This window comes from Pseudomonas sp. 13159349, assembly GCF_013305685.1.
In the GTDB taxonomy this organism is placed as follows: Bacteria; Pseudomonadota; Gammaproteobacteria; order Pseudomonadales; family Pseudomonadaceae; genus Aquipseudomonas; species Aquipseudomonas asiatica.
Map to the genome: position 1 here is coordinate 247,296 of NZ_CP045553.1, position 26,160 is coordinate 273,455.

At 63.0% G+C, this 26,160-nt stretch carries 29 protein-coding genes; 19 read left to right on the forward strand and 10 right to left on the reverse strand.

Going from position 1 to position 26,160, the window contains the following annotated elements; genetic code table 11:
* Nucleotides 1-12: 12 nt before the first annotated feature.
* The 3 genes from GEV38_RS01085 to GEV38_RS01095 all read left to right on the forward strand — a co-directional run bounded on the left by GEV38_RS01085 (nucleotide 13) and on the right by GEV38_RS01095 (nucleotide 1,199).
* Nucleotides 13-297: a helix-turn-helix domain-containing protein gene (locus GEV38_RS01085; protein ID WP_003260206.1), complete on the forward strand. Its 285-nt coding sequence runs from the start codon at nucleotides 13-15 to the stop codon at nucleotides 295-297.
* A 378-nt stretch (nucleotides 298-675) separates the two neighbouring features.
* Nucleotides 676-951 carry a hypothetical protein gene (locus tag GEV38_RS01090; protein ID WP_003260202.1) on the forward strand — a complete coding sequence of 92 codons (276 nt, stop codon included), beginning with the start codon at nucleotides 676-678 and terminating at the stop codon, nucleotides 949-951.
* On the forward strand, nucleotides 948-1,199 hold the full coding sequence (locus GEV38_RS01095) for a DUF3077 domain-containing protein (protein WP_023662451.1): 252 nt from the start codon (nucleotides 948-950) through the stop codon (nucleotides 1,197-1,199). Before GEV38_RS01090 ends, GEV38_RS01095 begins: the two co-directional genes overlap by 4 nt.
* Nucleotides 1,200-1,403: 204 nt before the next feature.
* Here GEV38_RS01095 and GEV38_RS01100 read toward each other — a convergent pair whose 3' ends face one another.
* Entirely contained in the window at nucleotides 1,404-1,859 is a 456-nt protein-coding gene (locus GEV38_RS01100; protein WP_015268533.1) for a transposase, read from the reverse strand.
* Between the two features lie 319 nt (nucleotides 1,860-2,178).
* Between GEV38_RS01100 and GEV38_RS01105 the strand changes: the two genes are divergently transcribed.
* Nucleotides 2,179-4,122 carry an FTR1 family protein gene (locus tag GEV38_RS01105; protein ID WP_054573369.1) on the forward strand — a complete coding sequence of 648 codons (1,944 nt, stop codon included), beginning with the start codon at nucleotides 2,179-2,181 and terminating at the stop codon, nucleotides 4,120-4,122.
* A 133-nt stretch (nucleotides 4,123-4,255) separates the two neighbouring features.
* Here GEV38_RS01105 and GEV38_RS01110 read toward each other — a convergent pair whose 3' ends face one another.
* A complete protein-coding gene (locus GEV38_RS01110; protein WP_015268535.1) occupies nucleotides 4,256-4,501 on the reverse strand; it encodes a TIGR02647 family protein in 246 nt (81 codons plus the stop codon).
* Between the two features lie 70 nt (nucleotides 4,502-4,571).
* Nucleotides 4,572-4,874 carry a hypothetical protein gene (locus GEV38_RS01115; RefSeq protein WP_015268536.1) on the reverse strand — a complete coding sequence of 101 codons (303 nt, stop codon included), beginning with the start codon at nucleotides 4,872-4,874 and terminating at the stop codon, nucleotides 4,572-4,574.
* Between the two features lie 147 nt (nucleotides 4,875-5,021).
* Between GEV38_RS01115 and GEV38_RS01120 the strand changes: the two genes are divergently transcribed.
* Nucleotides 5,022-5,684 carry a glutathione S-transferase gene (locus GEV38_RS01120; RefSeq protein ID WP_015268537.1) on the forward strand — a complete coding sequence of 221 codons (663 nt, stop codon included), beginning with the start codon at nucleotides 5,022-5,024 and terminating at the stop codon, nucleotides 5,682-5,684.
* Nucleotides 5,685-5,816: 132 nt separating this feature from the next.
* Here the strand turns inward: GEV38_RS01120 and argH are convergent, their stop codons facing one another.
* Nucleotides 5,817-7,211, reverse strand: a complete 1,395-nt coding sequence (gene argH, locus GEV38_RS01125) for an argininosuccinate lyase (protein WP_015268538.1) — start codon at nucleotides 7,209-7,211, stop codon at nucleotides 5,817-5,819.
* 298 nt (nucleotides 7,212-7,509) lie between these two features.
* Here argH and GEV38_RS01130 point away from each other — a divergent pair, with 298 nt between their 5' ends.
* From GEV38_RS01130 to GEV38_RS01160, 7 genes are all read left to right on the forward strand, one after another.
* Complete coding sequence (locus GEV38_RS01130) at nucleotides 7,510-8,253, forward strand: LytTR family DNA-binding domain-containing protein (RefSeq protein WP_015268539.1); 744 nt, start codon at nucleotides 7,510-7,512, stop codon at nucleotides 8,251-8,253.
* Nucleotides 8,254-8,445: 192 nt separating this feature from the next.
* Complete coding sequence (hemC, locus tag GEV38_RS01135) at nucleotides 8,446-9,387, forward strand: hydroxymethylbilane synthase (protein WP_015268540.1); 942 nt, start codon at nucleotides 8,446-8,448, stop codon at nucleotides 9,385-9,387.
* Nucleotides 9,384-10,151 carry a uroporphyrinogen-III synthase gene (locus GEV38_RS01140; RefSeq protein WP_054573370.1) on the forward strand — a complete coding sequence of 256 codons (768 nt, stop codon included), beginning with the start codon at nucleotides 9,384-9,386 and terminating at the stop codon, nucleotides 10,149-10,151. The genes hemC and GEV38_RS01140 overlap by 4 nt, the downstream gene beginning before the upstream one ends.
* A 45-nt stretch (nucleotides 10,152-10,196) precedes the next feature.
* Nucleotides 10,197-11,297 (forward strand): uroporphyrinogen-III C-methyltransferase, encoded by a 1,101-nt coding sequence (locus tag GEV38_RS01145; protein ID WP_015268542.1) that lies wholly within the window; start codon nucleotides 10,197-10,199, stop codon nucleotides 11,295-11,297.
* Nucleotides 11,294-12,532: a heme biosynthesis protein HemY gene (locus GEV38_RS01150; protein WP_015268543.1), complete on the forward strand. Its 1,239-nt coding sequence runs from the start codon at nucleotides 11,294-11,296 to the stop codon at nucleotides 12,530-12,532. The genes GEV38_RS01145 and GEV38_RS01150 overlap by 4 nt, the downstream gene beginning before the upstream one ends.
* A gap of 221 nt (nucleotides 12,533-12,753) precedes the next feature.
* On the forward strand, nucleotides 12,754-13,260 hold the full coding sequence (locus tag GEV38_RS01155) for a disulfide bond formation protein B (protein ID WP_015268544.1): 507 nt from the start codon (nucleotides 12,754-12,756) through the stop codon (nucleotides 13,258-13,260).
* 230 nt (nucleotides 13,261-13,490) lie between these two features.
* Nucleotides 13,491-13,961, forward strand: a complete 471-nt coding sequence (locus GEV38_RS01160) for an Rsd/AlgQ family anti-sigma factor (protein ID WP_015268545.1) — start codon at nucleotides 13,491-13,493, stop codon at nucleotides 13,959-13,961.
* Nucleotides 13,962-13,970: 9 nt separating this feature from the next.
* On the opposite strand, the gene GEV38_RS01165 is transcribed toward GEV38_RS01160, so the two are convergent.
* Complete coding sequence (locus GEV38_RS01165) at nucleotides 13,971-14,609, reverse strand: FKBP-type peptidyl-prolyl cis-trans isomerase (RefSeq protein WP_015268546.1); 639 nt, start codon at nucleotides 14,607-14,609, stop codon at nucleotides 13,971-13,973.
* Between the two features lie 380 nt (nucleotides 14,610-14,989).
* On the opposite strand from GEV38_RS01165, the gene GEV38_RS01170 reads away from it, so the two are divergent.
* Nucleotides 14,990-16,108 carry an AlgP family protein gene (locus tag GEV38_RS01170; protein WP_015268547.1) on the forward strand — a complete coding sequence of 373 codons (1,119 nt, stop codon included), beginning with the start codon at nucleotides 14,990-14,992 and terminating at the stop codon, nucleotides 16,106-16,108.
* Here the strand turns inward: GEV38_RS01170 and GEV38_RS01175 are convergent.
* Nucleotides 16,084-16,566, reverse strand: a complete 483-nt coding sequence (locus GEV38_RS01175; protein WP_015268548.1) for a TIGR02444 family protein — start codon at nucleotides 16,564-16,566, stop codon at nucleotides 16,084-16,086. The two genes, GEV38_RS01170 and GEV38_RS01175, sit on opposite strands and share 25 nt — an antisense overlap.
* A gap of 50 nt (nucleotides 16,567-16,616) precedes the next feature.
* Here GEV38_RS01175 and GEV38_RS01180 point away from each other — a divergent pair, with 50 nt between their 5' ends.
* The 3 genes from GEV38_RS01180 to GEV38_RS01190 all read left to right on the forward strand — a co-directional run bounded on the left by GEV38_RS01180 (nucleotide 16,617) and on the right by GEV38_RS01190 (nucleotide 19,950).
* Nucleotides 16,617-18,527, forward strand: coding sequence for an ATP-binding cassette domain-containing protein (locus GEV38_RS01180; RefSeq protein WP_015268549.1), 1,911 nt, complete (start codon nucleotides 16,617-16,619; stop codon nucleotides 18,525-18,527).
* Entirely contained in the window at nucleotides 18,527-19,114 is a 588-nt protein-coding gene (locus GEV38_RS01185) for a mechanosensitive ion channel family protein (protein WP_015268550.1), read from the forward strand. The genes GEV38_RS01180 and GEV38_RS01185 overlap by 1 nt, the downstream gene beginning before the upstream one ends.
* 203 nt (nucleotides 19,115-19,317) lie before the next feature.
* A complete protein-coding gene (locus GEV38_RS01190; protein ID WP_015268551.1) occupies nucleotides 19,318-19,950 on the forward strand; it encodes a LysE family transporter in 633 nt (210 codons plus the stop codon).
* Between the two features lie 48 nt (nucleotides 19,951-19,998).
* On the opposite strand, the gene GEV38_RS01195 is transcribed toward GEV38_RS01190, so the two are convergent.
* Both GEV38_RS01195 and GEV38_RS01200 read right to left on the reverse strand, forming a co-directional pair.
* The gene (locus tag GEV38_RS01195) at nucleotides 19,999-20,751 is read right to left on the reverse strand and encodes a slipin family protein (RefSeq protein WP_015268552.1); all 753 of its coding nucleotides are present in this window, start codon (nucleotides 20,749-20,751) and stop codon (nucleotides 19,999-20,001) included.
* 2 nt (nucleotides 20,752-20,753) lie between these two features.
* Nucleotides 20,754-22,100 (reverse strand): nodulation protein NfeD, encoded by a 1,347-nt coding sequence (locus tag GEV38_RS01200; RefSeq protein WP_015268553.1) that lies wholly within the window; start codon nucleotides 22,098-22,100, stop codon nucleotides 20,754-20,756.
* A 98-nt stretch (nucleotides 22,101-22,198) separates the two neighbouring features.
* Between GEV38_RS01200 and GEV38_RS01205 the strand changes: the two genes are divergently transcribed.
* The 3 genes from GEV38_RS01205 (at nucleotide 22,199) to GEV38_RS01215 (ending at nucleotide 23,669) form a co-directional block, all read left to right on the forward strand.
* Nucleotides 22,199-22,657, forward strand: a complete 459-nt coding sequence (locus GEV38_RS01205; RefSeq protein WP_015268554.1) for an aminoacyl-tRNA deacylase — start codon at nucleotides 22,199-22,201, stop codon at nucleotides 22,655-22,657.
* A 61-nt stretch (nucleotides 22,658-22,718) separates the two neighbouring features.
* Nucleotides 22,719-22,961, forward strand: a complete 243-nt coding sequence (locus tag GEV38_RS01210) for a DUF2789 domain-containing protein (RefSeq protein ID WP_015268555.1) — start codon at nucleotides 22,719-22,721, stop codon at nucleotides 22,959-22,961.
* Between the two features lie 69 nt (nucleotides 22,962-23,030).
* Nucleotides 23,031-23,669, forward strand: coding sequence for a hypothetical protein (locus GEV38_RS01215; RefSeq protein ID WP_015268556.1), 639 nt, complete (start codon nucleotides 23,031-23,033; stop codon nucleotides 23,667-23,669).
* A gap of 6 nt (nucleotides 23,670-23,675) precedes the next feature.
* Here GEV38_RS01215 and GEV38_RS01220 read toward each other — a convergent pair whose 3' ends face one another.
* The gene (locus GEV38_RS01220; RefSeq protein ID WP_054573371.1) at nucleotides 23,676-24,113 is read right to left on the reverse strand and encodes a CBS domain-containing protein; all 438 of its coding nucleotides are present in this window, start codon (nucleotides 24,111-24,113) and stop codon (nucleotides 23,676-23,678) included.
* A 230-nt stretch (nucleotides 24,114-24,343) separates the two neighbouring features.
* The gene (locus tag GEV38_RS01225) at nucleotides 24,344-26,074 is read right to left on the reverse strand and encodes a dipeptidase (protein WP_015268558.1); all 1,731 of its coding nucleotides are present in this window, start codon (nucleotides 26,072-26,074) and stop codon (nucleotides 24,344-24,346) included.
* Between the last annotated feature and the right edge of the window lie 86 nt (nucleotides 26,075-26,160).

Sequence of the window (26,160 nt, forward strand, 5' to 3'; positions counted from 1 at the left end):
AGGTGATCAACAATGGCGAATGAACGCTCGGCATCTGTATGGGACGCGTTGGCTGATACGCCAGAAGAGGCCGACAACCTTCGGCTGCGCTCGCAGTTGATGCGGATTTTGGTCAAGACGGTGCGTGCCTGGGATCTACCTCAGAAGGATGCGGCGCGTCGGCTACATGTCACTCAACCGCGCTTGAGTGAGCTTTTGAATGGGAAGATTGACAAGTTTTCCCTGGATGCCCTGGTAAATCTGCTGGCCAATGCCGATCTGGAAGTGGATTTCACGGTGAAGGAAAAGCTCGCCTGAATCGGTGGCTGGACCATGAGGGCCAGGCCTTGCCGTTTTCAACCCGCACCGAACTGAGGCGTCGTAAGACATTTCCGAACCTGAAACCAAATGCTTCAGTTCGGATGCCCTGTCGAATTATCCTACAGCACCTGTCGGAAGGTGCTGTCTTGGCTGGAAAGTGTTCCCGGAATACTGTCGTGGGGTCGCCTCGCAAGGCGATCGGGCGTGAGACACCCGGATTTCATTCGGTAGCACCGCTTTATGGCGGTCGTGTGCGGACAGGCTTCGGTCTGGCCGGGGTTACCGTATGTCCCGTGTCTCACACCGTGCACGACTGCCACCCAACTTCGTGAGACAAGGAGGAGAGCAGTTCAATCCCCCATACGGAGTTCTGCCATGAACAAGCTCGTCCCCGATCCACCAGTTACCGATCTGCTTCTGCTCGACCCTCCCGCACTCTCACTAATCGATCCACTCAGCCCCAAAGACTGCGAAGAGCTGATCAGCGCCATCACCCTGACCATCGACCACACCACCACAGTCCTGCTCGACAACCCTCCCGGCGACATGCGCAATGCCATGGGCATGAATATTCGATTGCTCTGCCGCCTGATCAATGCCGTGTGCGACCGCACCCATGCAACCCGCCACGATCAAGGAGCGACCCGATGAGCGATGATCCAAGAGACTCTGCAACCGCAGGTGTGGAAACCTTCGACTTGTTCCGCCTGCAGCCAAATGTGCCGTTCAGCCATGCTTTCTCGCAGCTATCTGTGCTGCTGGGCTGTATTCGCCACCTGACCACCGAAGCGGAAATGGAAAACGACCGCATTGCCGGTAGCGCTGCGCGGATACTAAGCGAGATGGCCAAGGCCTTGATCGATGATATGGAGCGGGGGATGAACAAGGTTCTTCAATAACCCTAAAGACCCCGGGGCCGCTGTGCGGCCCATCGCCGGCAAGCCAGCTCCCACACCTGTACGTTCACTGCTATCGAGTCCTGTGACTTACCTGTGTGGCTTGCCGGCGATGAGGCCCAGGCAGGTCAGCGCCTGCCACAGGCCTGATGTGTACCCTGTGGGAGCTGGCTTGCCGGCGATAGGGCCCTGACAGGCAAAGCCCCATCAAAGCCAAATTGCATCCCAATGCGGATAATCCCCCACCCTCGCGACCAATCCTGCCCGCTTCGGATTCATGACGATGTACCGCGCCACCGCCTGCACATCCTCCTCCCGGCGCAAGGCCCGGTCATGAAATCCCTTCTGCCAGAGCTGGCCGCTTCGCCCTTGATACCTGTTGATCATCATGGTGCTGCGAGATTTCACCCTGCGCATCAAGCGCTTCAGGCTGCCCGGTCCAAGCTCGACCAGCCAATGAAAATGATCTGGCATCACCACCCAGGCCAGCGATCTGACGGCACCTTCCTCTTCAGCCTGGCGCAACTCGGCAACCAGAAAGCGGGCCGAGTGAAAGTCATTGAATATTGGGGCCCGGTCGAGGGTTGTGCTGGTAAGCAGATACAATCGACTGGTTTCCGAAAAACGGCCAAGCCGTAACTGGTCTGAGTGGGGACGATCCATGTTCCCTGTCTCCTGATGGGTTGCTCCTCAGGCTAGTGGCTATGGATCTGCGAATAACCAATCAATTGGTACCCGGTGTTTCCAGTGACATCGGCGCAACCTTTATCGCCGGCAAGCCAGCTCCCACCTCGACCTCATCTCCCTCAAGCCATGTGCAATACCTGTGGGAGTCTGGCTTGCCAGCGATGAGACCCGAACCGGCAACACAAGACAGAATCTCCCACAGGTTCAGCGCATTCCCCCTCTTCATCTGATTTGTAGCAAGATTTTTCATGAAATCCGCCCAGCACCCTTGAGTGAAGCAAAGTGGGAGTGAACAATGTTCTCTTTCGCATTCCCTTCGAGACTGGCCATGAAAACCCGTTCCCGTCTGCTTGCCTGGCTGCCGGTTATTTTGCTCGGCCCGGTGCTGGCGCTGTGCAGTACCCTGGCGCTGGCCGAAGCCCCCGCCGAGGCCTCCAAGGCCCTGCACCTGCTGGACTACATTGGCGCCGACTACCCGCCCACCGTGCAAGACGGCAAGGTGATCGACGATGGTGAATACCGCGAGCAGCAGGAGTTCAGCGCGGTATTGGCCGACTTGGTCAAAGGCCTGCCTGCGCATGCTGAACAAGCAGCCCTGGAGCAGGGCGTCCAGGCGCTGCGCCAGGCCATCGACCAGCGCCAGGACGGCCCGGCTGTTGCCAGGCAGGCCCGCCAGCTGGGTGCACGCCTGGCGGTGGCCTACGAGGTCAGCCAGGCTCCGGTGATTACCCCGGACCCGGCCCGTGGCGCTTCGCTGTATGCGCAAAACTGCTCGATCTGCCACGGCGAAACTGGCGCCGGCGACGGCCCGGCCGGCGTGGGCCTGGAGCCTGCACCCGCCAACCTGCGCGATGTTTCGCGCCTCGACCAGTTGAGCCTGTTCGACCTCTACAACACCCTGGCCCTGGGCATCGATGGCACCGAGATGCCTTCGTTTGCCGACCAGCTGGACGACCGCCAGCGTTGGGATGTGGCTGCCTACATCGCCAGCTTCACCGCCAAACCAGAAGCCGGCAAAGGCGACAAGACCTGGAACATCGCCGACCTGGCCCGCCAGACCCCGGCCGAAGTCGCCGCCAGCGAAGGTGCCACGGCCGTGGAGGCGTTCCGCGCCCAGCGCGCGCAGCCGCCGCAGGTCAAACGTGGCCCGGCGCAATTGCTCGAATACACCGCCAGCACTCTGGACAAGAGCCTGGCGGCCTACCGCGCAGGTGATCACGACCAGGCCTATGACCTGTCAGTAGCGGCCTACCTGGAAGGCTTCGAGCTGGTGGAAAGCTCGCTGGACAACATCGACACCCAGGCGCGCAAGGACACCGAAAAATCGCTGATGGCCTACCGTCAGTCGCTGCAGGACGGCTTGCCCGTGGCCCAGGCCGAGCAACGCCTGAGCGAAGCCAAGGCCAAGCTCGAGCAGGCTTCCAAACTGCTGGGCAACGATGGCCTGAGCTGGTCGCTGAGCTTTGTATCCGGCTTGCTGATCCTGCTGCGCGAAGGCCTGGAGGCGATTCTGGTGCTGGCGGCGATCCTGGCCTTCCTGCGCAATACCGGCCAGCAGTCGGCGGTGCGCAGCGTCAACATCGGCTGGGGCCTGGCGCTGGTGGCCGGTTTCGCAACCTGGGCGCTGGCAGCCTACGTGATCGACGTTGGTGGCGCCCAGCGCGAGCTGCTGGAAGGCTGCACGGCGCTTTTCGCCGCGGTGATGGTGCTGTGGCTTGGCGTGTGGATGCACGACCGCCGCCATGCTGCCGCCTGGCAGGATTACATCAAGAGCAGCCTGGTCAGTGGTGGCGGACGTTTCGGTTTTGCCGTGCTGGCGTTCTTCTCGGTTTACCGCGAACTGTTCGAAGTGATCCTGTTCTACGAAACCCTGTGGCTGCAGGCCGGCCCAGCCGGGCACCAGGCGGTGCTGGCGGGTGGCGCCACGGCGCTGGTGCTGCTGGTGGGGTTGGCCTGGGTAATCCTGCGTGGCTCGGCCAAGCTGCCGCTGTCGCTGTTCTTCAGTATCAACGCCGCGCTGCTATGTGCCTTGTCGGTGGTGTTCGCCGGGCATGGCGTTAAGGCGCTGCAAGAGGCCGGGGTACTTGGCACGCGGCCGGTGGCGTTCTTCGAGTTCGACTGGCTGGGGGTTCACGCTGACGCCTACTCGCTTTCGGCGCAGGCGCTGGCCTTGCTGGCCATCGTGTTCCTGTACGGGCGCTCGCGCCTGGCGGAAAGGCGCAGGGCAGCGGCCAACTGATTAGGGCCGCGCTGCGGTCCATCGCCGGCAAGCCAGCTCCCACTCCGACCGCATCGGCTTCAAGCCATTTGCTGTACCTGTGGGAGCCGGCTTGCCGGCGATGGGCTGCAAGGCAGCCCCTGGCATTATCAGTTCAGGCCGGCTGTGGCGCCTTGAGAATGTTCTGCAGCAACTGGACACTTTCGACAGCGTCATGACCCAGGCTGGTCAGATAGCCGCCATCAGGTTGATCGGTCAGCCCCTTTTCATGCAGGCGTTGCGCGGCGGCTACCAGGGCAGGGGAAGCGTTCTTGTGAATCTTGATGCCTTCCTGGCTGCTGTCGTGCTTGAACAGCGAAAGTACTTCCAGTTCAGCAATCAGATCGGGGGTAAAAGGCATGGCGACTCCTGACTTCCAGACAAGGATGACGGCACCGTTCTACGGTGCCTGATCTTCGAGTGTAGCCGGGTTATTCGTCCTCGCCTTGATCCATCTCAGGTGGTAACTCTGGCAGCGCCCGCAGCGCGCTTTCATACCACTCGCTGTTGAACGCGCGGTCTTCCACCAGCATGTTGTCGATCTCGAAGGCCAGCACATGGGCCATCAGGTTGAGAATGTCTTCACGCTCATAGCCAACCAGGGTCAGCTTGTTGAAGGTGGCCTTGGCCGCAGGCGGCTCGCCGCTTTCTATCTGGTTCTCGATAGCCTGGGTCAGCGTTGCTTCGGCGAAGGCTTCGTCGTCGTCATTGTCGATTTCGGTGGGCTCGCTCATGGCGGTACTCCTGTGATGGGATGCACAGTGTGCCACGCCCGTGGCGGCAATGCCCGGGCATTGACAGGGTGCATGACGCTGGTCAGGGGCGGTCGTACGGTCTATAAAAGCCGGGCCAACCCCTTACGGCCTGGAGGCTGTTACCTCATGCTCAAGCTTCATGGATTCTCGGTCAGCAACTACTACAACATGGTCAAGCTGGCCCTGCTGGAAAAAGGCCTGCCCTTCGAAGAAGTCATCTTCTATGGCGGCCAGGCGCCACAGGCGCTGGAAGTGAGCCCGCGAGGCAAGGTGCCGGTGCTGCAGACCGAACACGGCTTCCTCAGCGAAACCAGTGTGATTCTCGACTATATCGAGCAGACCCAGGGCGGCAAGGCGCTGCTGCCTGCCGACCCGTTCGGGCAGGCCAAGGTGCGTGAGCTGCTCAAGGAAATCGAGCTCTACATCGAGCTGCCGGCGCGTACCTGCTATGCCGAGTCTTTCTTTGGCATGCAGGTCGAGCCACTGATAAAGGAAAAAGCTCGCGCGGATCTGCTGGCCGGTTTTGCCACGCTCAAGCGTAACGGCCGCTTCGCCCCCTATGTGGCGGGTGAGCAACTGACCCTGGCAGACCTGATGTTCTGCTTCTCGGTCGACCTGGCCTACGCGGTGGGCAAGAAGGTGCTGAACATCGACTTCCTGGCGGACTTCCCGCAGGCCAAGGCGTTGCTGCAGCTGATGGGCGACAACCCGCACATGGCGCGGATCGTGGCGGACAAGGAGGCGGCGATGCCGGCCTTCATGGAGATGATTCGCAGCGGTAAACGCTAAAAGCTGGGGCTGCTTCGCAGCCCATCGCCGGCAAGCCAGCTCCCACAGTTACAGCGCTTACCTTGAGGGTCACGCCATACCTGTGGGAGCTGGCTTGCCGGCGATCGAGGGCAAAGCCCTCGCCTTGAGGCCTTAACGCGAAGCCAGCAGCGCCTTGCCGCGGGCGACGGCCGCACGCACCTGCGCCGGTGCGGTACCACCAATGTGGTTACGGGCATTCACCGAGCCTTCCAGGGTCAGCACGGCAAACACGTCCTGCTCGATCTGGTCGCTGAACTGGCGCAGTTCGTCCAGGCTCATTTCGGCCAGGTCCTTGCCGGTTTCCACGCCATACTTCACCGCGTGACCCACGATCTCATGGCAGTCACGGAACGGCAGGCCACGGCGTACCAGGTAGTCGGCCAGGTCGGTAGCGGTGGAGAAGCCGCGCAGGGCCGCTTCACGCATGATGGCGTGCTTGGGCTTGATGGCCGGAATCATGTCGGCAAAGGCACGCAGCGAGTCGCGCAGGGTGTCGGCGGCGTCGAACAGCGGTTCCTTGTCTTCCTGGTTGTCCTTGTTGTAGGCCAGCGGCTGGCCTTTCATCAGGGTCAGCAGGCCGGTCAGGGCGCCGAACACACGGCCGCTCTTGCCACGTACCAGTTCCGGCACGTCCGGGTTCTTTTTCTGCGGCATGATCGAGCTGCCGGTGCAGAAGCGGTCTGGCAGGTCGATGAACTGGAACTGCGCGCTGGTCCATAGCACCAGCTCTTCGGAGAAGCGCGACAGGTGCATCATCGCCACACTGGCGGCGGCGCAGAATTCGATGGCGAAGTCGCGGTCCGACACGCCGTCCAGCGAGTTGCCGGCCACGGCTTCGAAGCCCAGCAGCTTGCAGGTGAGCTCGCGGTCGATCGGGTAGGTGGTGCCTGCCAGCGCGGCGCTGCCCAGGGGCATGCGGTTGGCACGCTTGCGGCAGTCGACCAGGCGCTCGTAGTCGCGGCTGAGCATTTCGAACCAGGCCAGCAGGTGATGGCCGAAGGTGACCGGCTGTGCCGTCTGCAGGTGGGTGAAGCCGGGCATGATGGTTTCGGCTTCACGCTCGGCCTGCTCCAGCAGGCCCTGCTGCAGGCGAGTAATCTCGGCCAGGATCAGGTCGATTTCGTCGCGCAGCCACAGGCGAATGTCGGTGGCCACCTGGTCGTTGCGGCTACGGCCGGTGTGCAGCTTCTTGCCGGTGATGCCGATACGGTCGGTCAGGCGTGCCTCGATGTTCATGTGCACGTCTTCGAGATCGACGCGCCAGTCGAAGGTGCCGGCTTCGATCTCACCCTGGATGGTCTTCAGGCCATCGATGATGGTGTCGCGCTCGGCATCGCTGAGCACGCCGACCTGCGCCAGCATGGTGGCATGGGCGATCGAACCCATGATGTCGTGGCGGTACAGGCGCTTGTCGAAATCGACCGAGGCGGTGAAACGGGCGACGAAGGCGTCGACGGGTTCACTGAAGCGGCCGCCCCAGGACTGATTGGTCTTGTCGGTGCTCATGGATTCACTCATTGCAGGCGTGAACGAAAAAGTGGCGCCGATGATAGCAGGGTTTGGGCCGGCCGCCGCAGGGCGCTGGTCGACAGAATTGCGCGGAAAACGATAGAGAAGGATTTGCAGGAATGAACGGCAGTGTTCCACGGACCGTCTACAGTTGGACAGGAGGACTGGCAGTGAATCTGCCGGCCGAGTGAATCTTTGGCCTTCGCACCGGTCTAGAGCGTGACCTTAGTGTCGCTCGAACCATACCTGTCTACGCTATACCTGTGCGAGACTCATTCAGGAATCCAGCGCAATTATGAATGTCCTGATCGTTGATGACGAACCCCAAGGCCGTGAGCGCCTTAGCCGGCTGCTCGGCGAACTGGAGGGTTACACCGTGCTGGAGCCTAGCGCCACCAACGGCGAGGAGGCCTTGGCGCTGATCGAAAGCCTTAAGCCCGATGTGGTCCTGCTGGACATCGGCATGCCAGGCCTGGATGGCCTGCAGGTTGCTGCTCGCTTGTGCGAGCGCGAGGCGCCTCCGGCGGTGGTGTTTTGCACCGGGGACGATGAATACGGTGCCGAGGCTTTCAAGGACAGTACCCTCAGCCATGTGACCAAACCTTTCCAGGCCCAGGCCTTGCGCGATGCCCTGCGCAAGGCCGAAAAGCCCAACCGCGCCCAGTTGGCGGCGCTCACCAGGCCGGCCAACGAAGGCGGCGGCCCGCGTAGCCACATCAGTGCCCGCACGCGCAAAGGCATCGAGCTGATCCCTTTGCCCCAGGTCATCTATTTCATTGCCGACCACAAGTACGTGACCTTGCGCCACGAGGCCGGGGAAGTGTTGCTCGACGAGCCGCTCAAGGCCCTGGAAGACGAGTTTGGCGAACGCTTCGTGCGTATCCACCGCAATGCCCTGGTCGCCCGTGAGCGTATCGAACGCCTGCAGCGCACGCCGCTGGGGCATTTCCAGCTATACCTGAAAGGCCTGGACGGTGACGCCCTGACCGTCAGCCGGCGCCATGTGGCCGGTGTGCGCAAGATGATGCAAACCCTCTGAGCCTGTACCGGCCCAATCGCCGGCAAGCCAGCTCCCACAGGTATAGTGTCAGCCTTGAGCCTTGCACGGCTGAGGGAGCTGGCTTGCCGGCGATTGGGCGGTACAGGTAAGCACAGGATCCTGATCCACATCTGCTAGCGATACCGGCGATGCTGTTATCATCGACAGCATTTCTCTGGATCGGGGCGTTCCATGTCCACTCGCGAAATCCGCATTGCCACCCGTAAAAGTGCCTTGGCCCTGTGGCAGGCCGAATACGTCAAAGCCCGCCTCGAGCAGGCCCACCCCGGTCTGCTGGTGACCCTGGTGCCCATGGTCAGCCGTGGCGACAAGCTGCTCGACGCGCCGCTGGCAAAGATCGGTGGCAAGGGGCTGTTCGTCAAGGAACTGGAAACCGCCCTGCTGGACAACGAAGCCGACATCGCCGTGCATTCGATGAAGGACGTGCCCATGGACTTCCCCGAAGGCCTGGGCCTGTACTGCATCTGCGAGCGCGAAGACCCGCGCGATGCCTTCGTTTCCAATACCTTTGACAGCCTCGATGCGCTGCCTGCCGGCAGCATTGTCGGTACCTCCAGCCTGCGTCGCCAGGCCCAGTTGCTGGCGCGTCGCCCGGACCTGGAAATCCGCTTCCTGCGTGGCAACGTCAACACCCGCCTGGCCAAGCTAGATGCCGGTGAGTACGACGCTATCATCCTTGCCGCTGCCGGCTTGATTCGCCTGGGTTTCGAGGACCGCATCACTTCCGCCATCAGCGTCGATGACAGCCTGCCGGCAGGCGGCCAGGGTGCGGTGGGTATCGAATGTCGCAGTGCCGACCACGAAATCCATGCACTGCTGGCACCGCTGCACCATGCCGATACTGCCGACCGGGTGGTGGCCGAGCGTGCCCTGAACAAGCGCCTGAATGGTGGCTGCCAGGTACCGATTGCCTGCTATGCGGTGCTTGAAGGTGACCAGCTGTGGCTGCGTGGCCTGGTAGGCCAGCCCAGCGGCGGTACCCTGTTGGTGGCCGATGCCCGCGCACCACGTACTGCCGCCGAAAGCCTGGGCGTGCAGGTGGCCGAGGACCTGCTGGGGCAGGGCGCCGAGGCCATACTCAAGGAAGTCTACGGCGAGGCCGGCCACCCGTGAGTTCGTGGCGCCTGTTGCTGACCCGGCCTGCCGAGGACTGTGCGGCACTGGCGCAAAGCCTGGCAGCGGCGGGGGTAGCCAGCAGCTGCCTGCCGCTGCTGGCAATCGAGCCCGTCGCTGTGGACAACCAGCAACGCCTGTTGCTGGAAGGCCTGCACGCCTTCCAGGCGATCATCGTGGTCAGCAAGCCGGCAGCCCGTTTGTTGCTTGAGCAATTGGCCGAGGCCGGCCTGCGGCCACCCATGCAAGGTTGGTTCACCGTGGGCGAGGCGACCGCCGCCGTGCTTCAGGGTGCAGGCCTGGCGGTGAGCGTCCCGCCACGCGGCGATGACAGCGAAGCGTTGCTGGCGCTGCCAGCCCTGCGCCAGGCAGTTGCCGTGCCGGCACCGCGGATCTTGATCGTTCGTGGTGTGGGAGGTCGCGAACTGCTGGCAGAGCGTCTTGCAGAGCAAGGTGCTAGTGTCGATTATCTGGAACTGTATCGTCGCTGCCTGCCGGCTTACCCGGCGGGCACCCTGATGCGCCGCATCGAAGCGGAACGCCTCAATGGCCTGGTGGTCAGCAGTGGGCAGGGTTTTGAACACTTGCAGCAGATGGCCGGCGCCGATTGGCCGCAGCTGGCGCGTCTGCCGCTGTTCGTGCCCAGCCCTCGGGTTGCCGATCAGGCCAGGGCCGCCGGGGCCCAACAGGTTGTGGATTGCCGTGGCGCCAGTGCCACGGCCTTGCTGGCAGCCGTGCAGCGCAGCGCTGCACCTGCCTCTTAAGGCGCTAAGCTGAACGCGATGCGCCCCCATGCAAAGGATGGATACGTGAGCGAGACTGTCTTGTCCAATAACGATCAGCCGTCGGCACAGGCGCCGGCGGAACCCGTCACCACCCCACCTGCCAAGCGCTCCGGCAGTGGCCTGGCAACGCTGGCCCTGCTGTTGGGCGCGGCCGGGGTGGCGGTAGGTGGCTGGGGTGTCTGGCAGGTGCGTCAACTGCAAGGCAGCGAATTCAACCAGGGCCAGCACATCGAGGCGCTGAACCAGCGCGCCGAGGCCCTGCAGCAGCGTGAGCAGCAGATCAGCGCGCAACTGGCCAGCCTGCCGGCAGCCAGCGAGCTGGAAGACCGCCGCCGCCTGGTGGCACAGTTGCAGGGTGACCAGCAACGTCTCAGCCAGCGCCTGGAAACCATACTGGGCGAAAGCCGCAAGGAATGGCGCCTGGCCGAGGCCGAGCACCTGCTGCGCCTGGCCACCCTGCGCCTGTCGGCGCTGCAGGACATCACCAGTGCCAAGGCCTTGGTCGAGGGGGCGGACGAGATCCTGCGCGAGCAGAGCGATCCGGGTGCCTTCGCCGCCCGTGAGCAATTGGCGCGCAGCCTGGCCACGCTCAACAGCACTCAGCAACCGGACCGTACCGGCCTGTTCCTGAAACTCGCCGCTCAGCGCGAGCTGGTGCAGCAACTCAGCGCCCAGTCGCCAGAGTTCGACACCAATGCCGATGCCCTGGGCGCGCTCACCGCCGATGGTGATGGCGCCAGTCGCCTGTCCCAATGGTGGGCCGAAATCTCCAAGTACTTCCAGATCGACTTCAACGCCGATGACAACGTGCGTCCGCTGCTGGCCGGGCAGCAACTGAACCAGCTGCGTCTGGCCCTGAGCCTGACCATCGAGCAGGCCCAGTGGGCAGCGCTCAATGGCGATAGCAAGGTCTACACCCAGGCGCTGGACGACGCCCGCAGCGTGCTGCTGGCCAACTTCAACGCCGACAACCCGCAAAGCAAGGCCATGCTTGACAGCCTCAATGCCTTGGCCGAACAGCCGGTGTCGGTGGTTACCCCTGACCTCAGCGAAAGTCTGGCCGCAGTGCAGGCCTATATCCAGCGCCGCCACCTGCCGGCCGATGCTGAAGGGGGCAAGCCATGAAGCGTGTCTACCTGCTGGCCGTGCTGGCGATCGTGGTCGCCGCGGCGCTAGGTATCGCGGTCGCCAAGCACAGCGGCTACGTGCTGATCTCCTATGGCAGCTTCCGCTACCAGTCGGGGCTGTGGGCGGCCTTGGCCGGCTTGCTGGTTGTGGTGCTGTTGCTGTGGCTGGTGCGCTACCTGGTCGGCCTGGTGCTGACTTCCAGTGGCGTGGTCAACCCGTGGTCGCGGCGTAATCGCAGCCGGCGTGTTCGTCTGGCCATCGAGCAGGGCCAGCTGGACCTCGCCGAGGGCCGTTGGGCCAGTGCCCAGCGCCATCTGCACCGTGCCGCCGAGGCCGAGCGCCAGCCGTTGCTGTATTACCTTGGTGCCGCGCGTGCCGCCAACGAGCAAGGCCGAACCGAAGACAGCGACAACCTGCTGGAACGTGCTCTGGAGCGCCAGCCGCAAGCGGAGCTGGCTATTGCCCTGACCCATGCGCAATTGCAGATGGACCGTGGCGAAAGCGACGGCGCGCTGGAAACCCTGCTGGCGATGCAGGAGCGCCACCCGCACAACGGCCAGGTGCTGCGCCTACTGCAGCGCCTGCACCTGGAACGCGGCGACTGGTCTGCCCTGATCCGCCTGCTGCCTGACCTGCGCAAGGGCAAGGTGCTGCCGGCCGCCGAGCTGGCTGCCCTGGAGCAACGTGCCTGGGGCCAGAACCTGAGCCTGGCCACCACCCGTGGCGAGGATGCGCAAAGCGCCCGTCAGGCTCTGGAGCGCGCCTGGCAGCAACTGACTGCTGCCCAGCGCCAGGAGCCACAACTGGTGCTGGCCTATGCCGAGCAATTGCGTCAGGTGGGCGCCCAGAGCGAAGCGGAACAAGTGCTTCGCACCGCTCTCAAGCGTGAATACGAAAGCCATCTGGCACGCCTGTACGGCCTGGTGCGCGGCGATGACCCGGCGCGCCAGCTGCAAACAGCCGAAGGTTGGCTCAAGGCCCACCCGCAAGATGCCAGCCTGCTGCTAACCCTGGGCCGTCTGAGCCTGCAGAACCGCTTGTGGGGCAAGGCACGGGACTATCTGGAAAGCAGCCTGCGCATGGAACGCAACCCCGAGGCCTGTGCCGAGCTGGCGCGCCTGCTCGCCGGCCTTGGCGAGACCGAGCGCAGCAACCAGCTGTTCCAAGAGGGCCTCGGCCTGCTGGACGAGCGCCTGCTGGCCCTGCCTTTGCCCGAAGGCGTACGCGCCTGACCTACCCCAGGGCCCGCGCAAAGGTGCGGGCTTCGGGGGCGGGTAACTTTTCTCTCTGTGTAAGTTAGATCTGCAGTCCATTTCTTCAGACGTTTCCTACCGCATGGTTGGAAATTTCCTTAGCGATTCAGCGACTTGTCCTTACTGTCGCGCCTTGAAACAAAGCGCTTCTTTCCTCTACCGTTTCAAGCCTCTTCATTATCCCGGGACCTTCACCGCCCATGCTGCCGGCCCGTTTGCGCACCTTTTTCCTACCTGCCTGCCTTGCTGCACTGGCGGTACTGGCTGCGTCCTTCCACCTGGAAAGCGTCCTCGGGCTGGTGCCCTGCCCGTTGTGTTTCAGCCAGCGGTTGCTGCTTGGAGTGTACGCAATGCTGTGCCTGGCGGCAGTGCTGCAGGCACCGGGTACGGCGGGCATTCGTTGTTATGCGCGGGCGACGCTGGGCTGTTCGCTGGCCGGGGCGTTGCTGGCAGCGCGACATGTGTGGTTGCAGGGGGATGACGGGGCCATCGCTGTCTGCCCGGTGCCGCTCGGGCGGCTGATCGAGCAATCCTGGGGCGAGGCAGCCCGGCAATTGTTGTTCGGCGGCCCGGATTGCAACTCGCTGACCTGGAGCTTCCTCGACCTGACCCTGCCCGAGTGGAGCCTGTTGGCGTTCCTGCTGCTGGCAATGCTGCCCTTGAGTTGTCTGCTGGCGTATCGTTTCCGCACCCTGGCGAGAACATGACTTGGCGCAAGGTTGCACCATTGGCACGACCAATGGCCGTGTAACTGGGTATTAAACACTTGTATGAACTTTGTCCGCTGCGTACCTTGAAGGGCAGCACGCGCGGGAATAATCTCCCTGCACGCATACCGAAAACACAACTGCTCGATGCCGCCTGCTGATGTCACCTTTGTGCTGCACGGTCGTGGTGCGAGGTGCAGCGGCATCTACCCAGAAGGGAAGAGATCGCCATGCTCGATAGTTGTCAGAACGCTCAGGAACGCTGGGGTGGGGTTCACAAACTGATCGACCGCTGGCTGGAGGAGCGCCAGGAACTGGTGCAGGCTTTCCGCGCGCTGCGCGATGCCAAGCCGGCCTTCGCCGACAAGGACACGAACGGGGACTTTTGCGCGCTCCTCGTTGACTACGTTTCGGCGTGGCATTTCGAAGTCTGCGAGCAGTTGGTCAGTGAGGCCAAGGCCTTCGGCGACGAGAAGGCGCTGAAGCTGGCCGAAGAGATCAACCCACGGATCAACGACAGTACTCAGGTCGCATTGGCCTTCAATGACCATTGCGCCAAGGGTGAGTGCAAAAACACCGAGCGCTTTGCCGAAAAGCTGGGCAAGCTGGGTGGCCTGCTGCACGAGCGCTTCGAACTGGAAGACTGCCTGATCGAAGTGTTGCACAACGCGCACAAGGAAGAAGGCGCATTACCGGCGTGAGTGTTGGCGTCAGTCGCCAACCGCCAGCAGTTCTATCTCGAACACCAGGGGGGTGTAGGGTGCAATCAGGTCGCCCGCACCCTCGGCGCCATACGCTAGCGCCGACGGGATCACCAGGCGCCATTTGGCGCCAGCGTGCATTTTTGGCAAGGCCACCTGCCACCCTTCGATGACTGAGTCCAGGCTGAACCACTGGGGCGTCTGGTTCTGGTCGAACACCGAGCCGTCTGGCAGCCTGCCCACATAGCGCACCTGCACCTTGCCACCGGCTTTGGGCTGCGCGCCCGTGCCTGTTTGCAGTTCGCTGTAGAGCACACCCTCCGGTAGTTCGTGCACGCCATAACGACCACGCTCGTTGGCCATGAAGCGTGTTTCGGCAGCTTGCAGCTTCTGCATGGCGGCATCGCCTTCCTGTGCTTCCTGCTGCTGGAGCAAAGCCTGCATGCGTGCCTTGTCGAGTTTCAGCGGTTGCCCCTGGTAGGACTGGCGCAGGCCTTCTACCAGCGCATCCAACTGCAGGCCCGGCATATCCTGGCGCAGCCGCTCACCCAGGCTGGCGCCGATGCTGTAGGCGAGGTCATGTTCTTCGCTGTCGGCCAGGGCGATGGGTGCCAGCAGGCATAAACCTAAAAGAAGATATCGAGGCATGGTCAGTTCCTGCGCCAATGAGCGGGGAAGTATGCCAGTGTTCCGATTTGTATTGTGTGCTCGCGGTCCCTGTAGGAGCGGCCTTGTGTCGCGACAGGGCTGCAAAGCAGCCCCGGCAATATCTGCGGTGGTGCTGAAATCAAGGGGCTGCTCCGCAGCCCATCGCGACACAAGGCCGCTCCTACAGGAGTGCTGTGCAATACAGATAACTGCCAAATATCAGCAATGATTTATTCAGCAACTACACTTGCTCGGAGCTGCAAGATAACAACTTTGCCCAGGCATGCAACGCGGCGTAAACAATACTGTCAACATGCCCTAGCGGCGGTAGCAGCAGAAGCATAGTATGAGCCGCAATCTCGTCAGCCAGGAGGTAAACCATGTCGGCTAAAAAGAAGCCAGTAAGCACGCCGTTACACCTGCTCCAGCAACTTTCGGGCAGCTTGCTCGAACACTTGGAAGATGCCTGCTCGCAAGCGCTGGCTGATGCGGAAAAACTGCTGGCCAAGTTGGAAAAGCAGCGTGGCAAGGCCCAGGAAAAACTGCACAACGGTCGCCTGAAACTGCAAGACGCGGCCAAGGCAGGTAAAGCCAAGGCGCAGACCAAGGCGCAAAAAGTCATTGGCGAACTTGAAGAACTGCTCGACTCCCTCAAGGAACGTCAAACCCAGACTCGTTCTTATATTCAGCAACTCAAGCGCGATGCCCAGGACAGCCTCAAGCTGGCCCAAGGTGTAGGCAAGGTTCGCGAAGCTGCAGCCAAGGCGCTTGACCAGCGTGCTGCCAAGACCTCCAAACCGGCAGCCGCCAAACCCGTCACCAAGGCTGCTGCGGCCAAACCTGCAGCCAAGCCGGCCGCCAAGGCCACTGCTGCTGCCAAACCTGCAGCCAAGCCAGCCGCCAAGGCCACTGCTGCTGCCAAACCTGCGGCCAAGCCAGCCGCCAAGGCCGCTGCTGCTGCCAAGCCTGCAGCCAAACCAGCTGCCAAAGCCACTGCTGCTGCCAAACCTGCAGCGAAGCCAGCCGCCAAAGCCACTGCTGCTGCCAAGCCTGCAGCGAAGCCAGCCGCCAAGGCCACTGCTGCTGCCAAACCTGCAGCCAAGCCAACTGCCAAGGCTACTGCTGCTGCCAAACCTGCGGCCAAGCCAGCCGCCAAGGCCACTGCTGCTGCCAAACCTGCAGCCAAGCCAGCAGCCAAAGCCACCGCAGCCGCTAAACCTGCAGCCAAGCCAGCGGCGGCCAAAACGCCAGCCAAAGCCGCTGCTGCCAAGCCGGCCGCGAAACCAGCTGCCGCCAAGGCCCCAGCACGTACGGCCGCCAAACCCGCCGCCAAGCCAGCAGCTGCCAAGCCTGTTGCCAGCAAGCCAGCCGAAGCCAAACCGGCTACGCCAGCCGCCAGCAATCTGGCCGCCGCGACCAACTCGGCCACCCCGGCAGCTTCGGTAGCGCCATCGGCACCTGCCAGCACCCCGGCTCAGGCACCGTCTTCGGCGTCCTGAAGCGCTGCCGCCGCGACGCGCAATCCAACCAGCGCGTCGTGGTGGCGGGCCTGGTCCGGCGCCAGCCGGGCCAGCCAGTCGTCCATGGGCTCATGGGCGCTTGCCGGCCATTGTCGCGAACGCTCCTGCAAGCGTTCCAGCAAGGCTTTCTCGGCCTGTAATTCCAACCCTTTAACCTGCTCACGCAACGCCGCCAGCTGCGCATCACTTTGCGCTGCTGCTCGCCACTGTTGGCGCAAGCTACGTAATGGGTTGACCACTTCGCGCTGCCAGGGCTCGGTAACCTCGCGCAATGCGTGTACGCGTTCGTCCCGCACGGCCACGCCACGCGCCTGCAGCCAGGTTGCGCACAGCAGCAGACAGACATCGCCACCCAGCGCCTGCAGTTCAAGGCAGGCGGCTTCCACGCCGGGCCTGGCGTACAGGGCCAGGGCGTGATTCCACAGGTCGGTGTGCATGGTTCCACTCGCGCTATGGGCCGAGGAAGCTGGTAGACTCCGCGACCATCATGATCAGACTATCCAACCTCACTTTACAGCGTGGTCCGCAGCGCTTGCTAGAAGGCGCCGAGATGACCCTGCACACCGGTCACAAGGCCGGCCTGATCGGCGCCAACGGCGCCGGAAAATCCAGCCTGTTCGCCTTGCTGCGCGGTGAGCTGTCGCCCGATGCCGGCGATTGCCAGCTGCCCGGTGACTGGCGCATCGCCCACATGCGCCAGGAGGTCGATACCCTCGACCGCCTGGCCGTGGACTATGTGCTCGACGGTGACGTGCGCCTGCGCAAGGTCCAGGCCGAACTCGCTGCGGCCGAGCAGGCCCACGACGGTACCGCCCTGGCGCGCCTGCACATTGAGCTGGATAGCGCCGACGGCTATACCGCCGACGCCCGCGCACGCAAGTTGCTGGCCGGCCTTGGTTTCACCAACGAACAGATGGACCGCCGCGTCGGCGACTTCTCCGGTGGCTGGCGGATGCGCCTGAACCTGGCCCAGGCCCTGATGTGCCCCTCCGACCTGCTGCTGCTCGACGAGCCCACCAACCACCTGGACCTGGACGCTATCCTGTGGCTGGAGGACTGGCTCAAGGGCTACCCCGGCACGTTGTTGCTGATCTCCCACGACCGCGACTTCCTCGATGCCGTGGTCGACCATGTGCTGCACGTCGAGCAGCGCAAGCTGAACCTGTACAAGGGCGGCTACACTGCCTTCGAGCGCACCCGGGCCGAGCGCCTGGCGCAACAGCAGCAGGCCTACGAGAAACAGCAGGCCCAGCGTGCGCACATGGAAAAGTACATTGCCCGCTTCAAGGCCCAGGCCACCAAGGCCCGCCAGGCACAGAGCCGGATCAAGGCCCTGGAGCGCATGGAGGAGCTATCGGCGGCGCATGTCGATTCGCCGTTCGACTTCGTTTTCCGCGAGTCGCAGAAAATCTCCAGCCCGCTGCTGAGCCTGTCCGAAGGCCGCCTGGGCTACGGTGACAAGGCGATCCTCGACAAGGTCAAGCTGCAGCTCACCCCCGGTGCGCGCATTGGCCTGCTCGGCCCCAACGGCGCTGGCAAGTCGACCCTGATCAAGAACCTCGCTGGCGAGCTCGAGCCACTATCGGGCCGCCTGGTGCGGGGTGAGAACCTGGCCGTGGGCTACTTCGCCCAGCACCAGCTGGACTCTCTGGACGACAAGGCCAGCCCGCTGCTGCACCTGCAGCGCATTGCTCCCACCGAGCGTGAGCAGACCCTGCGCGACTTCCTGGGCGGCTTCGACTTCCATGGCGATCGCGTCGACGAGCCGGTGGTGAACTTCTCCGGTGGTGAGAAGGCCCGCCTGGCGTTGGCCCTGATCGCCTGGGAGCGACCGAACCTGCTGCTGCTCGACGAACCGACCAACCACCTCGACCTGGAAATGCGCCTGGCGCTGACCATGGCCCTGCAGGAGTTTGCCGGTGCCGTGGTGGTGGTGTCGCACGACCGTCACCTGCTCAAGAGCACCACCGACGACTTCCTGCTGGTGGCCGACGGCAAGGTCGACATCTTCGATGGTGACCTGGACGACTACAGCCGCTGGCTGGTCGAGTACCGCCAGCGCAGCGCGCCGGCCAGTACCACCCCGGTCAACCCGGACAAGACCGACAAGAAGGCCCAACGCCAGGCTGCCGCAGCCTTGCGTCAGCAACTGGCCCCGCACAAGAAGGCTGCCGACAAGCTGGAAGCCGAGCTCAACCAGGTGCACGCGCAACTGGCCGAGATCGAGACCGCGCTGGGTGATGGTGGCCTCTACGACGCGTCGCGCAAGGACGAGTTGCGTGACCTGCTGGCGCGCCAGACCAAGCTGAAGCAGCGCGAAGGCGAACTGGAAGAGGCCTGGATGGAAGCGCTGGAAACCCTCGAAAGCATGCAGGCCGAGCTCGAGGCGCTGTCCTGATGGAGGAACTGCGTTCGCTGCTGCCAGGGCAATGGATGGACACCTTCTGGCTGGGCTTGCAGATACTGTTGATCCTGGTAGTGGCCTTCGTCCTGCAGCGCATCGTTGCACGCGGGCTGAGCCGCCTGAGCCAGCGTTACCCGTTGCCGCCGGAGCTGCTGGTGCCGGTGCGTGGTGGCCTGCGCTGGCTGATCATGGGCAGCGCGTTGCTGTTCGTGCTGGAGCGCCTGGGTGTATCGGCGACGGTACTGTGGACAGCACTGTCCGGCTTCGTCGCGGTGGCAGCAGTGGCTTTCTTCGCCATGTGGAGCGTGCTGTCCAACCTGCTGTGCGCGGTGCTGATCTTCACCGTCGGGCCGTTTCGTATTGGTGATGTGGTCGAACTGGTCGACACCCTCGACAAGCCGGGCGTCAAGGGCCGGGTGATTGCCATCAACCTGCTGTTCACCACGCTGATGGAAATGCCCGAGGCGGGCGGGGCGCTGGTGCAGGTGCCCAATAGCCAGTTCTTCCAGAAGTCAGTACGGCGCTGGCGCGGGGCTGAGGTGCAGTCCATGCACAAAGAGTCGTCCGCCGAGGTGGATTGATTAATCCTGTACGGCCCTCTTCGCGGGCTTGCCCGCTCCCACAGGAAATCCATAGCCTTTGAGAGCAGCGCAATACCTGTGGGAGCGGGCAAGCCCGCGAAGAGGCCGGTACTGACGGAGTAAATCCTGCAAAATTTACTGGTTATTTTTTCACCAACACCTTAGCTTAACGTTTTGCAACATATGTCCGAGCGAGGTGTGTGATGTCGATGGAAGTGTGGTTGGGCTTCTTTGCCGCCTGTTGGGTGATCAGCCTTTCACCCGGCGCCGGGGCGATTGCCTCGATGTCCAGTGGCCTGCAATACGGTTTCTGGCGTGGTTACTGGAACGCCCTGGGCCTGCAACTGGGCCTGATCCTGCAGATCGCCATCATCGCCGCCGGCGTCGGTGCTGTTCTGGCTGCCTCGGCCACGGCGTTCCAGATAATCAAATGGTTCGGTGTCGCCTACCTTGTCTACCTGGCCTACAAACAGTGGCGTGCGCTGCCCTTGGACATGAGCGATGAATCCGCCGTGCGTCCGATCGGCAAACCGCTGAGCCTGGTGTTCCGTGGTTTCCTGGTCAACGTCAGCAACCCCAAGGCGCTGGTGTTCATGCTGGCGGTGCTGCCGCAGTTCATCAATCCGCATGAACCGCTGTTGCCCCAGTATGTGGCGATCACCGTGACCATGGTCGCCGTGGATATGCTGGTGATGGCGGGGTATACCGGGTTGGCTGCGCGGGTGTTGCGCTTGCTGCGTACGCCCAAACAGCAGAAGCGTTTGAACCGGACTTTCGCCGGGTTGTTCATTGGCGCGGCCACCTTCCTGGCGACTCTGCGTCGCGCGCCAGTCTGACAGACCGTATGTAGGCCATTCGCGGGCTTGCCCGCGAATGGGCCACCTCTATTTCTGCTTGTCCACCAACCCCTTGAGCAAATCCACCGGCAGCGGAAAGACGATGGTCGAGCTCTTGTCCCCGGCAATCGTCCCCAGCGTCTGCATGTAGCGCAACTGCATCGCCCCTGGCTCCTTGCTCAGCATCTGCGCCGCCTGCATCAACTTCTCCGACGCCTGCAACTCACCTTCGGCATGGATCACCTTGGCCCGACGTTCACGCTCGGCCTCGGCCTGGCGGGCAATGGCGCGCACCATCGATTCGTTGAGATCGACGTGCTTGATCTCGACGTTGGCCACCTTGATACCCCAGGCATCGGTCTGTGCATCAAGCACCTGACGAATGTCCGAGTTCAGTTGCTCGCGTTCGGCCAACAGTTCATCCAGTTCGTGCTTGCCGAGCACCGCGCGCAGCGTGGTCTGGGCCAGCTGGCTGGTCGCCACGAGGAAATCCTCGACCTGGATGATCGCCTTCTGCGGGTCGAGCACTCGGAAGTAGAGCACGGCGTTGACCTTGACCGAGACGTTGTCGCGGGTGATCACATCCTGAGGTGGTACATCCAGCACCACGGTGCGCAGGTCCACCCGCACCATTTGCTGGATTACCGGGATCAGCAGGATCAGCCCCGGCCCCTTCACCTGCCAGAAGCGCCCCAGTTGGAACACCACGCCGCGCTCGTATTCGCGCAGGATGCGGAACGCCGACAGCAACAGCATCGCCAGCACGATCAGCACCGCGCCGAAGCCCAATTGCATGAACATGGTCATTCTCCTTGCGCCGCGGGCGCGGCGGCGCTCACTTCCAGCATGACGCCATGGCGCGCGGTCACCCGCACGTTCTGGCCCGCTTGCAGTGGCGTTGCACACTGCGCTTGCCATTGCTCGCCCTGGGCCAGCACAAAGCCACAGAACGGGTTGCCCGCCATCACCTGTGTGACGGTGACCAGGCTGCCGACCAGGCCGGCGTCACCGCTGACCAGCGCCCGTCGGCGGGCCTTGAGCGCCATGCCCAGCACACCGCCGATCAGCAGCGCCGAGAGCACCGCCAGGATGCCGATCAGGGCCAGCGGGATACCGAAGCCAGGGGCATCGGTGTCGATCAGGATCAGCGCGCCGACCACGAAGGCGACAATGCCGCCAAAGCCGACCACGCCGAAACTGGGCAGGAAGGCTTCGGCGATCATGAAGGCGATGCCGAGCAATATCAGCGCCACCCCGGCGAAGCTCACCGGCAACAGCTGCAGGGCATATAGCGCCAGCAGCAGGCATATACCGCCTACCACGCCGCCGACCGTCGAGCCGGGGTTCATGAATTCGAACAGCAGGCCGTACACACCGATCATGATCAGAATCAGCGCCACGCTGGGGTTGGTGATGACCGCCAACACCCGTGTGCGCCAGTCCGGCAGGTGCTCGACCAGGTTGGCGCCGGCGGTCTGCAGTTGCAGGGGCTGGCCAGCGACAGTGAGCGTTTTGCCATCGAGCTTGTGCAGCAGGTCACGCAGGTCATCGGCCATCAGGTCGATAACGTCAAGCCTCAAGGCCTCGCTGGCGGACAGGCTGACCGCCTCGCGCACGGCCTTCTCCGCCCAGTCGGCATTGCGCCCGCGCAGCTGCGCCAGGCCACGGATGTAGGCCGCCGCATCGTTGACCTGCTTGCGCGCGAGGGTATCGTCATCGCTGCCTTTGGCCTTGTCATCCTTGGGCGTGCCTGGCGGAGCACCGACCTGCACGGGGGTTGCGGCCCCCAGGTTGGTACCGGGCGCCATGGCCGCGACATGGCTGGCATAGAGGATATAAGTGCCGGCGCTGGCGGCGCGGGCTCCGCTGGGGGCGACGAAGGTTGCGACCGGCACTGGGCTGGCGAGAATCGCCTTGATCATCTGGCGCATGGCGCTGTCCAGCCCGCCCGGGGTGTCCATGCGGATAACCACCAGTTGTGCACCCTGTGCCTTGGCCTGGTCGAGGCTGCGCACCAGGTAGTCTGCGCTGGCAGGGCCGATGGCGTCATCGACACCCAGCACCCAGACTGCACCAGGCGCTGCCTGACCGCCTGGCGTAATGCCAAGCAGCAACACCAGCAACAGCCAGCGCCAGCAGCGGGCGATCACCTGTCGTCACCTCGTTTGCCTCTATTGCACAAGTTTAGCCCTGCCTGCTGGTACCCGGCCTAAAATTGGAAATTGGGGGGCGAAACCGGAGGTGCATCATGCGTATGGCAAAGACCCTGCAGGATCGCCTGGACAAGGCCAACTGCGATTACGACATCATTCCCCATCCACATTCGGCCACCAGCCTGGAGTCGGCCCGTACGGCCGGCGTGCCCGCCGAGCGGGTCGCCAAGTCGGTGATGCTCGATGACCGTCATGGCAACTACATCATGGCCGTGCTACCGGCCAACCGGCATCTGGACATGACCAAGGTGCGCATGTCCGGGGCCTGGCAACTGACCCGTGAAAGCGGCCTGCCGAGCCTGTTCGGCGACTGCGAGCGCGGTGCCGTACCGGCCCTTGGCGATGCCTACCAGATAAAAATGCTGGTCGACCCGAGCTTGACCCGCCAGGGCGATGTCTACCTGGAAGCGGGTGACCACGATCACCTGATCCACATGAGCATGGAGCAGTACATGAAACTGGTGCCGCACGCCGAAGTGCGCGAGCTGTGCTGATGTTTTCACACCAATGCCGGGCGGGCGTCGTGGACGGCTTGCCTGGCTCTCAGGAGGAACCATGGAAGCGCCGATTCATCCCTTTGCCGAGCTGTTCAAACAACTGGGCCTGCCTGACGATGCGGTGAGCATCGATCAGTTCATCGCCAGCCACTCGCCACTGAAGAACGACATCAAGTTGGTGGATGCGCCGTTCTGGACCGCTTCCCAGCGCGAGTTTCTCAACGACAGCATCAATGAGGATGCCGACTGGGCGGAGCCATTCGATCAACTCAACGAAGCGTTGCGCCGCCCTCGAAAATAAAGCGCCGAGTGGCACCTGACGAGTGATTGGCCGTTGCTATGCTCAGGAAAACAACAAGGGGATAGCGCGATGAAAGATCCCTACGCACCGGGTTTCTGGTGCTCCGTGACGATCCTGGGCACCCTGACGGCCAGTTACTTCTACGGCATCAGGCAATCGCAACAGATGAACCAGGCAGTGCACTTCCTGTATGCCGCTGCCGCCGTCACCGTGGCGGTTGCACTGGTGGCGCTGGCCTGGATCGCCTGGCAGCAACTGCACCTGAACAAGCGCGAGGTGGTGCAGGGGCGAACGTTGCTGACCATCTGGAACACCAAGGTTGCGCTGCGCCGCGTCGAGACGGTGTTCGACCGCTACTTCTGGGGCAGCTACTGGCATTCGGGGCGCACCTTCGAAGAGGTCATGGGCGAGCTCAAGGGCACGCCGCTGGAGCAGAGCCTGGATGCCCTGAAACGCCAGTGCCGCTTGCTCGACCGCGAAATTCATGACCACCACCACCACTGGCTGGCCAATGCCCGCGACCTGTCCAGCGTGGCCCAGGCCATGGCCCGTGAACGCTACCAGCTGGATCTGGGCGAACCAACCCGCAGCGGCAATGGCAACACTGCCGTGCTCAATCGGGATCTGGAAGTGCTGGTGTACACCTGGTCGGCGCGCCTGCGCAGCTTCGACCATCAGCTGGACGAACTGGAGCGCGCCTACCATTGAGGTGCTTCATTCACCGCGGATGTATTGCTCCAGTTGCAGGATCAGGCTGGCCTGTTCGGCGATGGTTTCCTTGACCAGGTCGCCGATCGACAGCAGGCCGAGCAGCTGGCCATTGTCGACCACCGGCAGGTGGCGCAGGTGGCGGTCGGTCATCAGGTTCATGCAGTAGTCGAGCTTCTGCTTCGGTTCCACGGTGACCACCGGCGCACTCATGATCTCGCGCACAGGGGTGGCGGCGGACGAGCGGCCCTTGAGCACCAGTTTGCGCGCATAGTCCCGTTCACTGACGATACCCACCACCTGGTTGGCCTCGACCACCGGGAGCGCACCGACGTTTTTTTCCGCCAGCATTTTCAGTGCTTCGAGTACCGAGTCATCCGGGCCGATGGTGTACACGGTCTGATGCTGGGACTTGGTCTTGAGGATTTGTTCGACGGTCTTCATACGGGCCTCTGCTGGGGAAAAAGCGATGTCTCGGAGTAAATAAAGCATCCGGCACGGCGCTCTGCACGGCAATGCAGGAAACGGCATCGAGTCGATTGAAAAACGTCATGAGTTGTCGCCTGTGCCGGCCTCTTCGCGGCTAAAGCCACTCCCACAGGGATAGCACCTGGCTCGAGGCCGATGCGGTCGAGGTGGGAGGCTTTAGCCGCGAAGAGGCCGGTAGAGTTGGCTCAGAGCTTCGGCATCTGCCCGATCCGCGCCACCATCTCGCTCACCACCTGCAAGTCCAGCATGAACTGCTCTACGGTCTTGAACTCGTTGTCGTTGTGCCCGGTGTACTTCACATCCGGCATGGCCAGGCCGAACTGCACGCCGTTAGGCAGGTCGTGTACCGAGGTAGCACCCGCCGAGGTGCCGAACTCGTGCTTCATGCCCAGGTTCTCGGTGGCAACGTCCAGCAAGGCCTTGACCCATTCGCCTTCGGGGTTGCGGTACATCGGCTCGTCCAGGCTGTAGTCGAAGGCCACCGAGGTATGGCTCTGCCGGGTCCATTTGCCCAGCTTGTCAGCCAGTTCGTCCTTGATCTTGGCAATGGGCTTGCCCTTCGGAATGCGCAGGTTCACCGCCAGTTTCAGGCCTTTTTCATCCACCCCGACAAAGGTCAGCGAGGCGGTCAGCGGGCCCATGAACGAATCCTTGAAGGCCACGCCGAGCTTGTTGCCCAGGTAGTCCAGGCCCCAGTTGTCGGCGGCATAGCGGGCGGCATCGGTGAAGTGGTTGTGCTTGAGCGGCACATCCTTGCCCAGGCCGTTGATGAAACCAAGCATGCGCGCCACCGGGTTGACCCCGGACTCCGGCTCCGAAGAGTGGGCGGAAACGCCGGTCACGGTGAGCAACACCTGCTTGCCATCGGCCTTGGCAGCGATGCTGAAGTCGCCGCCATTGCGCTTCACGTAATCGGCGCCGGCTTTTTCCAGCTGGCTGGCCAGCTTCGCCGGGTTGTCGGTGACCAGGGTCGCGACCGAGGTTGTCGGGATCTGGTTGGTGGCCAGGCCGCCGGTCAGGTTGACGATCTCGGCACCCTTGCCACTGGCCTGGCGCTTGCTGAAGCTGGCCATGATCGTGCCGTAGCCTTTCTCGGCGATGACCACCGGGTAGCCGCCATCGAGGGCCAGGTTGTAGTCGGGCGTGGGGTTGCGCTCGAAGTAGTAGGGGATGGCATCACCGCTGGTTTCTTCAGTGGTGTCGATCAGCAGCTTGAACTGGCGGGCCAGCGGCAGGTTTTCGTCCTTGGCCACTTTCAGCGCGTACATCGCCACGACAATGCCGTTCTTGTCGTCTTCGGTGCCGCGGCCGTACATGCGGTCACCGACCAGGGTGACCTTGAACGGGTCCAGGCGCGTGCCATCGGCCAGCTTCCAGTTGTCCGGGTTGACCGGCACCACGTCGGCGTGGGCATGGATGCCGACCACTTCCTTACCGCTGCCCAGCGAAATCTCGTACACCCGGTTGTCGATATTGCGGAAAGCCAGGCCGAAGCTGTCGGCCAGGGCCTTGATCTTTTCGGCGATCCTGAGGAACTCGGGGTTCTCGTGCTGCGGCGTGCCTTCGACATTGAAGGTGGGGATGGCCACCAGTTCACGCAGGGTTTCGCTGGCAGCCTTGCCGTACTTGATGCGGGTATACAGGCCGAGCAGGCGGTTGATCTCGTTCTGCTGCTCGGCGGCCAATGGCTTGCCGGCCAGGTAGGCATCCAGGGTTGCCGCGAGGTTGTCGGCCTTGGCCAGGTCGCTGCCTTTGAGCTTGCCGAGGAACTGCTTGAAGTCGCTTGGGTCGCTGCCGTCGAAGGCTTTGACGATGGCCGCGGACTGCTGCTGGGTAAGGTTGGCCTGTGCCGGTTGGGTGAACAGGCCGATGCTGGCCAGCAGCAGGGTGGTGGCGGTAAGTTTTTTCAGGTGCATGGTTGTGCGCATTCCTTCGCCAATCATTGTTGTGGGTTACCCGTCGGGAAACGGGAAGACGCCCACGCTAACACCAATGACCCGTG